This window comes from Nitrosopumilus sp., from assembly GCA_029862745.1.
Lineage (GTDB): Archaea > Thermoproteota > Nitrososphaeria > Nitrososphaerales > Nitrosopumilaceae > Nitrosopumilus.
Window position 1 is genome coordinate 111968 of the sequence record JAOTWS010000002.1, and the last position, 14663, is coordinate 126630.

Here is a 14663-nt window from a genome sequence, read left to right on the forward strand (position 1 = left end):
TTCATTTAATTTCAATTTCTAAAAGATCTCTTGCAGTTATGACTGAATCATGAATTTCTAATGCTTCTTTCAAATGTTCAACCTCATCTTTATATCTAGCAGAAAAATGTGTTAGTACTAAATTTTTTACTTTTGCATTCTTTCCCAAAATTGCTGCTTGCTTTGCAGTAGAATGACATGTATCTTGTGCTTTTTGTTTTTCCTTATCTAAAAATGTTGAATCAAACACAAGATAATCACAATTCTCAAAAAATTTCTCTAATTGATTTGTGGGCATTGTATCACCTGATATTCCTATTTTTTTACCTTGCCGTTTTTCTCCTAACACTTGTTCTGGAGTAATTATTTTATCGTTAATAGTTATTTCATTTCCCTTTTGTAATTTATTCCATAATTCACTTTCAGGTATCTCTAATTCCCTTGCTTTTTTAATATTAAATCTTCCAGGCTTATCTTTTTCTTCAAACAAATAAGAAAATGCTGTTACTGAATGATTTGCTTTAGATGCATAAATTAAGTATTTTTCATTTTCAAACACTTTTCCTTCTTTGATTATATTGATTAAAACAGAAAATGATAATCCAAAATTTAGTACCTTGATATTAGCTGCAATAAATTCTTCAATTCCAATTGGTCCAAAAATTTCTAATGTTTCAGTTCGATGTTGCATAGACATCGTTTGAAGTAATCCAAGAATTCCTATACAATGATCTCCATGTAAATGTGTAACAAACAACTTCATTTTTTTATTCCATCCTAATCCTGATTTCATATATGAAATTTGAGCAGCTTCTCCTGCATCAAACATTAAAATCTCTCCATCTCTTTCTAAACATATACAAGATAATCCTCTATTCTCAGTAGGTTGTGCAGCTGATGTTCCTAGAAATACAAGTTTCATTTAATTAAGATTGTTCTTGTCAAGCTTTTATGTCTATAAATATTATATTTTTTTAATCCGCTTAATTTCAACTTATTGTCTAATTCTTTTTTATACATGATTGCAATTTTTTTTCTTTTAGGCATGATTGAAAAAAATTTATTTAAAATTTCTTGGGGTTTTTCTGATGTTTTTGAAGATGTCCCATAAGGTAAATCAGTTACAATACCATCAAATTTTTCAGATATTTTTGCTAATTCCTGAAAATCAGATTGGATAACTTGTGATTTGTATCCATTCGCCTTTAGATTTTCTTTAGACATTTTACACATTTTTTCATCAAAATCTAACCCAATTGCGTGTATTTCCATAGATTCTGCTTCCAAAAGAGTGGTACCTGTACCACAAAACGGATCACAAACAGTTTCACCTTTCTTTAATCCTAGCAAATTAATCATCACTCTTGTTAGTTTCCAATCTAATTCATGTGGATATTTTTTCACCTTTATTGGTCTTTTTATTTTCTTAACTCGTTTTGAAAACCCAAAAAAGTTTTCTTCATTAGTAAAAATAAGATAAACCGTAATGTCAGGATCATCTAATTTTACTTTTGCATGAGAAAATTTTGATATCATATCTCCCATAGAATTTTCTAATTCTACTACATTAAATTGATTTGAGGATAAATTAATTATTCTACAAACAAACGTCTTTGCATTTTTGAGTACTTCAAAATTATCTTCATCTAAGAACAAACCTGACATCTTTCGTAATATCTGACCTGAGATCTTAACAAAAGTAGATCGTTTTGTAATTTCTTTCCAATTAGTCTTTGATTGAACAATAACTAAATTTGCTATTATCTTTATTTTTGAAAACCTATCATACATTTTTGCTATAGCAATAATTTCATCTGTTGCAAGTTCTAGATAGTCTTTAGATAAAACAAAAAAACTTTCTGGCATTATATTATTGCCCTTGCAATTGTATTAGAGATATCAACTAACGATGTTTTACCTGGAATTGTGTTTGTACTAATAATACTTGTCACTCCTGATTTTTTTATCTTCTTTTCTGCATTATTCATTAAAAGTGCATGTGTACATGCAACATACACTTTTTTACATTTTTGTTTTTTAAGAAACTGTGTAGCTTTGATTATACTCCCTCCTGTACTTATCATATCATCAACTAAAATAAGATCTCTTCCTGTAACTTCTATGTTTTTTGTTTTAATCTCTATCTTACCTGTTTTTCTATCTCGTTTTTTCTCTAAAGCAATATAATCTGAATTAAATTGTATTGCAAATTCTTTTGCTCTTTCTTTTCCACCTTGATCCGGTGATATTACAAGAGGATTTTTTAGGCTTAATTTTTTAAAATATTTGGCAAGATCTGGTATTGCAGACACATTTTTTGTTTTTATGGTGAAATGTTTGAAACCAATAATACTGTGAATATCTACAGCAATTATTTTTGATGCACCTACACCTTTGAATAATTTACCTAAAACTTTCATTGTAATTATTTCCCCTGGTAAAAACTCTCTATCTTGTCTTGCATATCCCATATATGGAATTACTGCGATCACTTCTGAAGAAACTTCTTTTACTTTTGAAATCAATGATAATATTTGAACTAGATTAGTATCTACAGGCGGATTCATTGATTGTACTACGATTGATTTTTTCTTTGATAACCTTCCACTCAAAGTAATCTTACTTTCTCCATCAGGAAAAACTCTGATCTCTGATTTTATAAAATTCGCTTCTAATTTCTTTGATAATCTTTTTGCTAATTTCTCTGATGATTTTCCTGCAATAATAGATAGTTTACTCATCAAAAAAGCGTGATTTGAAGGGATTCTTAAGTTTTGAGAAGATCAATCCTCTCCACTTCCACGACCAATATCTCCAATTCCATACTTATCTATGATTTTGTCTCTTTCGTCACTGAGCTTATTAATTTCACTTATCTCTTGTTTTTCATCTCCTTGATATATAGTTCTAATTGGCCATGGAATTCTAATATCATATTTCTTAAATTCTTCGTACATAATTAGCCTCATCTCAGTTTTAGCTTTGAACTGTGCTCCATAATCCCTTACATAAAGCCACAATGAAAAATCTAAGGATGAATCATTAAATTTGTTAAATCTAACAACAGGTTGGCTAATATCAACATGAATATCTTTATCACATCCACAACTTGGTTTATTATCTTCTAAATACGGACATCGTAATTGTACAACTAGATGTCTTCCTTTATTATCTACAGTTTCTTTCATGGCACGTTTTCCAACCTTTACAAGAATTGCTGCAACTTGTTTAGGATCATTAAGATATGAAACACCTACATCCACAACTGCAGGAACCATCTTAATTTCTTTAGAGTAATTAATGATCTGAGCATTTACTAGTTGTCTTGTAGGGATTATCGCAAATGATTCATTTAGTGCATCTCTAACATATGTTACTCTTGGTGTAATTTTATGTACATAGCCATTATATCCAGTATCAAGCTTGATACGTTCACCTTCAGAAAATATCTTGTCTTTTCGAATCAAAATATATGCAAAATAATTTTGCATTGTCTCTTGTAATGCCAAGCCAATTCCTATAGCTAAACCCCCTGTAGCAGTAGCAAGTACTATCAAATCTACACCCCACCAACTCACTATAGCAATAATCACAGCACCAAAAATTCCTAAAGGTAAAATCTGAGAAATTGTTTTTGGAAGATTTTTTCTTTTTCTAGTTGCATAACCTGGCGGTCTTCCACCTGGTATTATTGGTTCAAATCCTTCTAATCTTTTTTCTTCTCTCCATGTATCTATTGGATAAACTTCTTCTTCTTCTTGCCCTAATCTTAATTTTTTTCCAGATTGATTATCTCCAGAAATACATTTTTCTAAATAATCTGCATATTTCAATCTCTCAGATTTTTTCCACTCTTCAAATGGATTTTTTACTAATTGCTCATAACTTCCAATTGGTAATCCTTTAGTGGTTCTAAATTCTTCAAGGAATTTTCTCCCATCTTCTGTTTTGAGATTTTTTTCAAAGTCTTCATCAGAAATATCTTCTGGTGTTTTTTTTGGTGGAACCCATTTGAAAAATTTATGAAATAAATCACCATTATCATCAAGAAAACCTCTCATATCTTTCCACTCTTCAAAATCTTCTCGTTCCAGAATAGATTTTGATCGTTTCGTAATCATGATAGGGATTAGATGGGCAATTGAATATCCAATTACCAATATGTTAATTGTATTTAGAATCTTTGAAAAAGTTTTAGCAGGAGTTAAATTTTTCTCATTTTTTCCTATTATTATCTCCCCATCTAGATTTGTTATAACTGCATCCTCAGAATTTGATAATATTTTATCATTAAACAGATCAAAAGATTGTATGTATACATTCATGCTAGTTATCAAAATAATTGCAAAAAAAGGTAAAACTCCAACCCGAACAAACCTTGAAAGATGAGGTCTTGCATAGCTGAATTTTTGAGTCCTTACCCAGTTTGAAAAAAAACGATATACTAAGACAATTCCTACAATTCCAAGAATTAATACTGTAAAGGCAATCTGTAACGCTTCAGATGAAGCAATTAATTGAAAAACATTCTGAAATACATCTGTTTGTCCTGCAACTGCTCCAATAATTTCATCTTCAGCCATTTATGTTATATGCCGTGTTTTCCAGAATACAAATGTTAACCTCTATTACTAATGAAAATTTTTATAAATTTAAAATTTTTTGTGCCTGAATAATTCTGTAACATTTAACAATGGTAAATGTATTATTAGGTGAGTGACCTATCAAACCACAATTTGGAGTGATTCACCATCTTTAAAATCATACACTCTATCTAATTTTCGGACTATTCCACAAATTCAGAATCTCGGTGATAAAACTCAATTTGAGATGGAAGTTGTGGGAAACGTTTTACCATTTAAAGCAAATAACTATGTTATTGAGCAACTAATTGATTGGAATAATATCCCTAATGATCCTATATTTGTTCTAACTTTTCCTCAAAAAGGGATGCTAAAACCCGAGCATTATAAAAAAATGGAAAGTGCTTTAAAAAATAATTTAGATAAAAAAGAAATTACATCTATCGCAAATGAGATTCGTTTACAGCTAAACCCACATCCTGCAGGTCAAATGGAGCTCAATGTTCCAACTCTAAAAGATGGAACCAAATTATATGGAATGCAGCATAAATACAAGGAAACTTGCCTCTTTTTTCCTAGTCAGAGTCAGACATGTCATGCATATTGCAGCTTTTGTTTTAGATGGCCTCAATTTGTTGGAATGGATGAAATGAAATTTGCAATGCAAGAGGGAGAACAACTTGTTCAATATGTTAGAGAACATCCAGAGATTTCTGATGTACTCTTTACTGGTGGTGATCCAATGATTATGAAAGCAAAAATTTTCTCAAAATATGTTGATACATTAATTGATGCAAAACTTCCAAATCTAAAAACAATTAGAATTGGAACAAAAGCGCTTGCATATTGGCCTTACAAATTTCTCACAGATTCTGATTCTCAGGAAATGTTAGATGTTTTTAGGAAGATTACTGATAATGGATTACATCTTGCATTTATGGCTCACTTTAATCACTTGAATGAATTATCAACTGATGCTGTAAAACAAGCAATAAAGGCAGTACGGACAACTGGTGCTCAAATTAGAACTCAATCTCCTATTCTAGCACACATTAATGATGATGCAGTGATGTGGGCAAAAATGTGGAGTAAACAGGTTCAATTGGGATGTATTCCATATTACATGTTTGTGGTTAGAGATACAGGTGCTCAACACTACTTTGGCATCCCTCTAGTCAAAGCATATCAAATTTTCAAAAAGGCGTATTCATCAGTAAGTGGTTTAGCTAAAACTGTTCGCGGACCAAGTATGTCTGCAACTCCAGGTAAAGTACACATTATTGGAACTGCAGATCTTAGTGATCAAAAAGTAATTGTTTTAAGATTTTTACAAGGTAGAAATCCTGATTGGATACAAATTCCATTTTTTGCAAAGTATGACGAAAAAGCAATTTGGCTAGATGATTTGAAACCTGCACTTACTGAAAAATTCTTCTTTGATGAGGAAATGAAAAATTTTCGAAAATCTAACCCACTTGATGATTATCCAGAATCTTAGAATTAACCTGACTAACTTGACAAATCTATCTTACAAGATAACATTAGTAAACTAATTTACTAAAAATATCAATTGAACCCAGATCAAGTGTTACAGACTATAGAAAATGAAAAGATATCATTCATTGATTTTTGGTTTGTAGATATTTTCGGTGAACTTCATAATGTTGGAATGCCTAGATATGCAATTGATAAAAATAGTTTTGTAAATGGTCTTGAAAAATTAGATGCAAGTTCAATCGTTGGATTCAAAGCAGTAAATAATTCTGACATGATTTTAATGCCAGATCCAAATTCATTTAAGATTCTTCCAAATGAATATGATCCTGGAAATAGAAAAAACGCAAGAATATTTTGTGATCTGTATGATGGTAGTACAAACAAAGAGTCAAGATATAATCGAGATTCAAGAGGTATAGCACAGAAGGCAGCAGAAAAACTCCAAGAGTTTGGATTAACTCATACTAATTGGGGCCCTGAGATTGAATTTTTTGTTTTTGATGCAATCAGCGTTTATCCATCACCCTATGCTGCAACTCATTCTGGAGGCGGATCTGGATATTCTATTGAATCTAAAGAATCACCTTGGGCAAAAGGAAATGTAAGTACTGCAATAGATCTCAAAGAAGGGTACTATCCATCACAACCAAAAGATACACTCAATTCTTTTAGAAAAGATGTATGTGATGATTTATACAATTATTTTGGGATAAAAATTGAAGCGGAACACCATGAAGTAGCAACTTCTGGTCAGTGTGAGATCAATTTAGTTTATGATGAAATGATTGCTATGGCAGATAATGTAATTGCAGTTAAAAATTTGATCAAGGTAAAAGCTAAAAGAAAAAACAAAGTTGCAACCTTTATGCCAAAACCAATTTTTGGTGACAACGCTTCTGCAATGCATACACATCAAAGTTTATGGAATAAAAATACGAATGTTATGTATGATCGTAATGACGACATAGCACAAATGAGCCAAACCGGAAGATATTATGTTGGCGGGATCTTGAGTCATGCATCAGCTCTTTGTGCAATCTCAAATCCTACAACCAATTCTTACAAACGACTTGTTCCTGGATTTGAAGCACCTGTAAATGTTTGTTGGGGATTAGGTAATAGATCTACTGCGATAAGAATCCCCATGTATAATAGAAATCAAGAAAAAAGTAAAAGAATTGAATATCGAGTACCTGATCCAACTGCAAATATCTATCTTTTAGAAGCTGCATTATTATTGGCAGGTTTAGATGGAATAAAAAATAAAATTGATCCTGGTGATCCTGTTGAAGAAAATGTATACAAACTTTCTTCAGAAAAAAAACGAGAATATAATATTGGTTCTTTGCCAGTTTCTTTGAAGGGTGCACTTGATTCATTATGTAGTGATTCAAATTTCTTAGAAGAAGTTTTCACCAAAGATTTTCTTGATGCATATACGGAATTAAAATATAAAGAATATACCGCATTTGCACAAACTCCTACAGCATGGGAAGTTTCAATGTATGCAGATGCATAATATTACTAATTACCATTATCTTTAGTGGAAATAAGTAGAACATTTTTAAAATAAGATTTGTCTTTTTTAGTATTGAAAATAAAATTTTTAATATTATCATTGTTAATTATACCATTTTTTTCTGGAATCGTATTTGCACATACAGTTGATTCTGTTGGTGAATATAGAGTAGAAATTGGTTGGATGAATGAACCAGTTGTTTCTGGAGAAACCAACGCAATTGAATTCTATGTTAGTCCACTTGAACCTACATTAGCTCTGAAAGATCAAGTATTTAAAAATGGAATTCCAGAATTAAAAAAAACAGTAAAAATTCAACTAATATACAAAGATGAAAGTATTATGCTTCCGTTATCTCCTGATCATAATATACCGGGAAAATATTATGCATTTATCAATCCCACAGTTTCTGGATTTTATCAAGCAAACATTTTGGGAATTATTGAAGATACACCAATCAGTCTATCTATGCATCCTCCAAAAGTTGAAGAACGTTCATACATTGAATTTCCAGAACCAACAGATCTTACATTAAATCAAATTATTGATGGCCATACTGCATTAATTTCAGATATACATAATTTGAAGAAATCAGTAAAAAATCTTGAAGAAAAATCAATCAATATAGGATATGCAAGTATTGGGCTTGCACTTGGTGGTATTAGTATTGCAGTTATTGCACTAATAAGATCTAAAAAGATCTAATTAGAATTTTAAAATATATTATTTTTAAAATTCATTACTGTATCTTGTTATTAATTATAGAATGCTATAATTATTGACGTAATAATCACACTATACTTAATATTAAAACATCGATTACGAATTACACAATTATTGAATTTTCATAAAATTTAGAAATTATTATCCCTATATCTATGAAAAACAACAAGACAATAAAACCTGTTTTGTTCTTCTATGTTTATTGTTTAATATTACTATCGATTTTTTTATTCTTAAAAATTATAAAAAATATTCCTCCTATTCCTATTATTAAAATTCCTACAAGTATGATTTCAATTTCAAATTGGAATCCCATATAGACTGAAATTCCTACTCCAAATAATGGAAGTATGGGTAATTTACCTATATTTATTGGAACTCTAAATTTTCGTTCAATATTAGGCTCTATATAGCGTAAAACAATTACAGCTAGATTTATTGCAGCAAAAGTTATCACAATTGCAAAAACTGCAATGTTTGCAACAATTACAATATCTCCAATTAACGTAAAGGCTATTGAAGCAATCAGAATTACAATAATTGCAATCCATGGTGTTTTTGTTTTCAAATGAATTTTTTCAAGTATTTGAGGATAGACTCTCTCTCTTGCCATTCCATAAAACATTCTGGATCCTGCAACAAGTGTGATCAAAACAGTATTGGTTATTGCAAAAAGAGCAATAAAAGAAAGTATGATATGAGCTTCTGATCCTAAACCTATTTCAGCTACTAGTGCCATCGGTGCTGCTGAAGTGGCAAGTTCTTCCCAATTTACTACACGAACTACTGCCAAAGAAACTAGAATGTATATTGTCCCAGATATCAAAACAGACAAGATTATTGCTCTCGGAATTGTTTTTTTGGGCTTTTTTACCTCCTCAGCTACATTTGCCATATCTTCAAATCCAATAAATGCAAAAAATATCAAAACAAATGCAATAACAACTCCGCTAAAACCAGAAGGACTTTCAAGATAATTTACTGATTCTGGATTACTAAATGTAAAACCAATTATGATAATTAGTATTAATCCAGAAGCTTCAATTAATGTAAAAATAGTGTTTGTCCAAGCTGACTCTCTTATTCCTATAAAATTTACTATAGAAAGAATAACTAACAAACCAATAGCAGAAATTATTATTGGAATATTGGCAAATTCTGCCAAATATCCACCAAATCCTAATGATACTGTTGCAGCAGTAATAATAGATGTAATTGATGTTAACCATCCTATTAGAAATGCAAAAAAATTACTTTTAAAGGCATTTTTAATGAATACATATTCTGCAGCAGATTTTGGAAATATCGATGATAATTCTGCATAACTAAATCCTGCAAATAATGCAACAATTGATCCTAAAACAAATGCAATCCAGACTGAATCTCCGGCAAATCCTACAGCTTCACCCATTAGCACATAAATTCCTGCGCCGAGAATCAATCCAACCCCATACGTTGTAAGTTGGAAAAGTCCTATGTGACGTTTTAATTCAGACATTTTATTGCCAATCCTAAGAAACCAGAAAATTTAATCCGTATCCTACCAAATATGCAACAACTGCTGCAATACCACCAATGATTAATGTGGTTACTCCTGAACTCATCATTGATTTTTTAACTATTTTTCCTTTGATCATCCCTACTAGGAAAAATGCAGCAAGAACAGAAATTGTAGAATATATGAAAGCTTCTGAGTTTTGATCAATTCCAATTATCATAAAAATCATGAATGGTAGCAGTGGAATTAATCCGATCATATTAAAGCCAATAAAAGTACTCACAGAACTATCCATTGAATTCTTTTCGTCTTCAACTAGTCCAAGTTCCTCTTTCATCATTGTATCTATCCAAACTTTTCTTCTTGATGTGATGATTCGTACAACATCATCAAGTAATTCATCTTTGAATCCTTTTTCTCTATAAATTTTTCTAATCTCGTTTCTTTCTTGTTCTGCTAAATTATCTATCTCCCATTCTTCTTGTCTTCTTTTCATTTGAACAAATTCATTTCGAGCTTTTGATGCTTGATAATTTGCAGCAGCCATTGAAAATCCATCAGCAAACAAATTTGCAAATCCTAGAATTAAGATAATTCCTGCAGGTAGTGATGCTCCAACTGTACCGGCAACTATGGCAAATGTTGTTACTGCACCATCTATTGATCCATAAATAAAATCATCAAAATTCCATTTCATACTGATACTAAGACTTTAGATACAGTGGTTTTACTAAAAATACCTAAAACATCATTATCATCATCATGTACAATTAAACCATTAACATTATTTTCTAAAACAGTTTCACATGCAACATATAACTCCTTATCAAATTTTACAATAATTAGTACTTTAGTTACTATGTATCTTGTTAATGAATTAATACTATTTTGACTCATAATTTCAGCAGCTTTCTTAGGATTAATTTCATTATCTGCAAATTTGATTGGCTTCATAATTTTTGTAATCAATGTATCTTCTAATCTTTGAGTTAAAGTTTCAGAAAATAAAAACAACTCAATATCTTTTTCAGTGATTATTTCTACATACTTACTATTATCTACAATAACTAATATGCAAATTTTTATATTCAATAGCATTTTAATGCACTATGAAATTGATGATTTTTTCAGAACCAAAATGGGTTTATTTAAAAAATTAATTATTGACATTATTTTTTTGTAAGATATTTTATATAAAAAGAGAAGATATAATTTTCAATTTTGATTATATTTTATAATTCCAATCTTGAAAATTAATGATCTATTTTACATTAACACACTGAAATTTTTGTATGGTGAAATTCAATAAAATTTTGGCATCTTTTGATGGTTTTGTAAATTCAATTAGAAGATTAAATAGAGCAATTGAAATTGCAAAAGGTAGTGATGCTCTCCTCCAGTTTGTATTTAAAAACAGCACCATCTTTTTGAGCTTTACTTGTTGCAGAACCAATAGTTTTGACAAGCTTTGTCTGTGGATTTTCTTTCATTTTCTGCGTAAATTTTATTCATATAGTCAGAGGTAAATGAAACACGTAAAAACCTGTGATTTCAGAACCCTGATTCTGAAATTGTTAAATTACACAACAAGAAAAATTTGACATGATCATATAGGTGCTAGAGAGACATTTCTTGGGAGCATATCAAATTATGTTATGCACAAAACAAAGATTCTTGTATTGGTTCTAAAACAAACAGGTTTCATTTTTGTATGTTTTTAATTCTAGATATTTTATTAGTATAATAACCTACAAGTAAGGGAAATATAAAAAAATAACTTTGATGATGTAAGTGATGGTAGAAAATAACTATGATATTTTAGGAATAGTAGAAGGTTCTACTGAAAAAGAGATTCGAGATGCATTTAGACGATTAGCCCTTCAATTTCATTCAGATCGAGGTGGAGAGAATGAACAATTTATCAAAATCAAACAAGCATATGATGATCTAAAAATTGGAAAAAAGTATCCTGATACCGACATTGAAAAAATAAAGAATGCAAGAGTGTATTCTGAAGATAATGAATCTGATGTTAGAAAGAAAAATCAGATACTTGGTCAAGAATTATTTAAAGAAATGAAAACAGCTGAAGAATGGGCAGCTGCACTAAACAGAACGAATTCAACTGGAATTAGATTATTTGGATCAAAAACTCTTGGTGAAATAGAATTAGAAAGAAAAGCAACAGGTACTTTATCAATTAAAGGAAATTTTATGGCAGGAAGTCTAACTTATGATGGTCCAATAATTATGCAAGGAAGTATAACAAGCCCATCTTGGACACAGGAATATCAAACAAATATACATTTAACTAAAGGGGATTTCAAATTCATTGATCCTTTAGAAAATAAATACAAAATTGATAATGGTGCTAGAATAACTGTTGATCATGGAAATGTTATCGTAGGAAATGTTTATGGTAGAAAATACAGAGTTGAAGATCTAGATGGAAGAGTAGGAATTTTTCAAATTCAGGAACATAAAACATGTATCTCAGCTCCAAATGGAAAAATTATTGTTGAAAATGTTGTTAATACTGTATTATTAGAGGCTGATTCTATTATTGTTCTAAATGTTGAAGATGATGTAACATTATCTGCACGTGAAATTTTATTTTACGGGAGTAAGCTTACCTATGATTCTACAATTGAATTAAAACAAGGTGGTTCAATACGATTTTTTGAAAATTTTTCAATTCAAGGATTAAGTGGTGATGCAATGATCAAACTTGAAAATGGTAAAAAAATTAGAATGTTTAATCTCAAAACTAAAAGAATTAAAGATTTACCTGATGAATTTATTCCAAATAAAGAAAATTATGCAAAAGATGCCACTATGGTTGGGCATGGATTTACAATTACATATGATATGTTAGATAATCTCTCAAAAAAACCAACTAAAAAACAAAAAACTAGTTGGGCATCAAAGCTTGGCTTTTCAAAAAATTAACTAATTCATATTTTTAGCATTACAAAAAAATTAAATTTATACCGGTAAACATGGATTACCTTCCTCCAAATCTATCTAATTCTGTTCTTCTAACTTCAAATACATTGTAATCATACTTTTGTTTTAATTCAATAACACACAATTCAATAAACTCATACCCCGTCAATTTTTTTGCCATTTTATACATATTCTCACCAATAACAAAGCTATTTCTTGGACAAAGAGAATTAATTTTAAAACATCGATTGACTGTAGGACCAAAAATATCACTAATATTAGAAGTATTGCTCTCTGCCACTTTTACTGAACCATATGTTAAACTAATCTTGTAATCTAATTTAGGTAAGTTTGCTGCTTTAAGCTTTTCTTGTAATTTACCGTGAGATTCAATCATTGACAAACAACATTCTACAACATTTTTCAATACTGCATCATCTGTAATGTCTACATTTGAAAATCTGAACATCAAAGCATCTCCAATATTTTTAACTACTTGACCTTTGTATTCTTGAATAATTTTTGCCATAAAATTAAGAAATATTTCGTATAATTTTGTAATGTCTTGATCAGATAATTTTGAAGTTATTCTAGTAGAATCTGACATATCAACTACTCCAACACAATCATTTTGTTCATGTTGCGAAAACTTTAACATATCACCTTTAAGCTGTTTGATGACTTCTTCTTTTTGTTTGATCTCAATTAATGACTCTTGTAGTTTTTGTGCCATTGAATCAAATGCATTTGATAATTCTTCAATTTCATCTCCAGTTTTAATACTAGTTCTAACATCAAAATTTCCGCTTGAAATTTTATTGGCAGCAATTTTTAATTTTATTAACGGTCTTGAAATTGATTTTGATATTACAAAAGCAACAATACTCATTACTATAGTAATTACTATTCCTGTCTGAAGAATTCTTTCTTGTAGGATGTTTATTGGTTTTTCTACTTCTGATTTATCAATTTCTACTAACAAAACAATTCCTAAATCAACTGCACAATATGAAGAGCCGTAGATTGGAATATTTCTATAATCTTCATAAAATCCTAAATAATTTTCTCCTTCCTTAAAACATTTTTGAACACCTAAAGTATCTACTTTCTGATTAAACACTACATCTTCATAAAATCTAGATTCAGATAACATCAAAAATTTGTCACTTACAATATAAGATTCTCCAGTTTCTCCTAACCCACTTCTATTTAGAAGAACACTATCTATTGCAGCAGTTCGCATTCGTGAAATTATTACTCCAATTGACTCATCACCTTTTTTACTCTCATCTGCATAAACAGGTGAAACAACAACCATTTTTTTACCAGACTCTGTAGGTTCAAATACAACAAACGATTCTTTCAATCCTCTTTGAAAAAATGAATTTTCAAGAAAATCTTCATTTGAATTACCTGCAAGTGAAAAGAAAACTTTTCCATTCTTTCCAATTATTTTAACGTCTTCAAATCCAATGGAAAATCCAATTAGATCTTGAAATGCTTGGATTTGAATTAAAAAGTCTCTACGATTAGTCTCTTTGTTCTCTTGAAATTCATTTTCAGGGATATCATTCATTTCTGAAATTAAAAGTTGAATCATTGGATCACTAGCAATAATATTATTCTGCTCAATTCTTGATTCAAAAAGCAATCTTAGTGTATCTCCTCGCACTGTAGATTCTCCGAATAATTGATCTCCTGCTCTATCTTTTAGAATTTGATCCGCATAATTGAAACTAAGAAATCCCGTTATTGAAAGGGCAATAACTGATACAATCAGTACTAACAAAATGAGTTTTTTACTAATATTAAATGAGATTGACAATTTTTTTCAGTTTTTATTTTATATGAATATCAAGGCTTTTAGTATTTTCACGTTTTTTGTGCCTGATAGTAATTCTATAAACTGGTAATCACT

The 14663-nt window shown here is 29.9% G+C and carries 13 protein-coding genes; 4 read left to right on the forward strand and 9 right to left on the reverse strand.

Annotation, left to right across the window (positions count from 1 at the left end):
- Position 1 precedes the first annotated feature (1 nt).
- The 4 genes from rnz to OEM44_02575 are packed head-to-tail and all read right to left on the reverse strand — an operon-like array spanning position 2 to position 4562.
- Positions 2–901, reverse strand: coding sequence for a ribonuclease Z (gene rnz / locus OEM44_02560; protein MDH3515683.1), 900 nt, complete (start codon positions 899–901; stop codon positions 2–4).
- Entirely contained in the window at positions 898–1845 is a 948-nt protein-coding gene (locus OEM44_02565) for a methyltransferase domain-containing protein (protein ID MDH3515684.1), read from the reverse strand. The genes rnz and OEM44_02565 overlap by 4 nt, the downstream gene beginning before the upstream one ends.
- Entirely contained in the window at positions 1845–2720 is an 876-nt protein-coding gene (locus OEM44_02570; protein MDH3515685.1) for a ribose-phosphate pyrophosphokinase, read from the reverse strand. Before OEM44_02570 ends, OEM44_02565 begins: the two co-directional genes overlap by 1 nt.
- A gap of 42 nt (positions 2721–2762) precedes the next feature.
- Complete coding sequence (locus OEM44_02575; protein MDH3515686.1) at positions 2763–4562, reverse strand: mechanosensitive ion channel; 1800 nt, start codon at positions 4560–4562, stop codon at positions 2763–2765.
- Positions 4563–4695: 133 nt separating this feature from the next.
- Between OEM44_02575 and OEM44_02580 the strand changes: the two genes are divergently transcribed.
- The 3 genes from OEM44_02580 to OEM44_02590 all read left to right on the forward strand — a co-directional run bounded on the left by OEM44_02580 (position 4696) and on the right by OEM44_02590 (position 8283).
- The gene (locus tag OEM44_02580; protein MDH3515687.1) at positions 4696–6060 is read left to right on the forward strand and encodes a lysine 2,3-aminomutase; all 1365 of its coding nucleotides are present in this window, start codon (positions 4696–4698) and stop codon (positions 6058–6060) included.
- Between the two features lie 72 nt (positions 6061–6132).
- Positions 6133–7578 carry a type I glutamate--ammonia ligase gene (gene glnA / locus OEM44_02585; protein ID MDH3515688.1) on the forward strand — a complete coding sequence of 482 codons (1446 nt, stop codon included), beginning with the start codon at positions 6133–6135 and terminating at the stop codon, positions 7576–7578.
- A gap of 72 nt (positions 7579–7650) precedes the next feature.
- Entirely contained in the window at positions 7651–8283 is a 633-nt protein-coding gene (locus OEM44_02590; protein ID MDH3515689.1) for a hypothetical protein, read from the forward strand.
- A gap of 217 nt (positions 8284–8500) precedes the next feature.
- On the opposite strand, the gene OEM44_02595 is transcribed toward OEM44_02590, so the two are convergent.
- From OEM44_02595 to OEM44_02610, 4 genes are all read right to left on the reverse strand, one after another.
- Positions 8501–9799: an amino acid permease gene (locus OEM44_02595; GenBank protein MDH3515690.1), complete on the reverse strand. Its 1299-nt coding sequence runs from the start codon at positions 9797–9799 to the stop codon at positions 8501–8503.
- A gap of 13 nt (positions 9800–9812) precedes the next feature.
- A complete protein-coding gene (locus OEM44_02600; protein MDH3515691.1) occupies positions 9813–10496 on the reverse strand; it encodes a VIT1/CCC1 transporter family protein in 684 nt (227 codons plus the stop codon).
- Positions 10493–10891: a CBS domain-containing protein gene (locus tag OEM44_02605; GenBank protein MDH3515692.1), complete on the reverse strand. Its 399-nt coding sequence runs from the start codon at positions 10889–10891 to the stop codon at positions 10493–10495. The genes OEM44_02600 and OEM44_02605 overlap by 4 nt, the downstream gene beginning before the upstream one ends.
- A 260-nt stretch (positions 10892–11151) precedes the next feature.
- Positions 11152–11289 (reverse strand): hypothetical protein, encoded by a 138-nt coding sequence (locus OEM44_02610; GenBank protein MDH3515693.1) that lies wholly within the window; start codon positions 11287–11289, stop codon positions 11152–11154.
- A 304-nt stretch (positions 11290–11593) separates the two neighbouring features.
- On the opposite strand from OEM44_02610, the gene OEM44_02615 reads away from it, so the two are divergent.
- The gene (locus OEM44_02615) at positions 11594–12748 is read left to right on the forward strand and encodes a J domain-containing protein (protein ID MDH3515694.1); all 1155 of its coding nucleotides are present in this window, start codon (positions 11594–11596) and stop codon (positions 12746–12748) included.
- Between the two features lie 55 nt (positions 12749–12803).
- Here the strand turns inward: OEM44_02615 and OEM44_02620 are convergent, their stop codons facing one another.
- Positions 12804–14534 carry a HAMP domain-containing protein gene (locus tag OEM44_02620; protein ID MDH3515695.1) on the reverse strand — a complete coding sequence of 577 codons (1731 nt, stop codon included), beginning with the start codon at positions 14532–14534 and terminating at the stop codon, positions 12804–12806.
- Positions 14535–14663: the final 129 nt, after the last annotated feature.

Bases quoted from the DNA above. Each gene is read 5' to 3' on its own strand.
- rnz (MDH3515683.1), bottom strand. From the start codon at position 901: ATGAAACTTGTATTTCTAGGAACATCAGCTGCACAACCTACTGAGAAT.
- OEM44_02565 (MDH3515684.1), bottom strand. From the start codon at position 1,845: ATGCCAGAAAGTTTTTTTGTTTTATCTAAAGACTATCTAGAACTTGCA.
- OEM44_02570 (MDH3515685.1), bottom strand. From the start codon at position 2,720: ATGAGTAAACTATCTATTATTGCAGGAAAATCATCAGAGAAATTAGCA.
- OEM44_02575 (MDH3515686.1), bottom strand. From the start codon at position 4,562: ATGGCTGAAGATGAAATTATTGGAGCAGTTGCAGGACAAACAGATGTA.
- OEM44_02595 (MDH3515690.1), bottom strand. From the start codon at position 9,799: ATGTCTGAATTAAAACGTCACATAGGACTTTTCCAACTTACAACGTAT.
- OEM44_02600 (MDH3515691.1), bottom strand. From the start codon at position 10,496: ATGAAATGGAATTTTGATGATTTTATTTATGGATCAATAGATGGTGCA.
- OEM44_02610 (MDH3515693.1), bottom strand. From the start codon at position 11,289: ATGAAAGAAAATCCACAGACAAAGCTTGTCAAAACTATTGGTTCTGCA.
- OEM44_02615 (MDH3515694.1), top strand. From the start codon at position 11,594: ATGGTAGAAAATAACTATGATATTTTAGGAATAGTAGAAGGTTCTACT.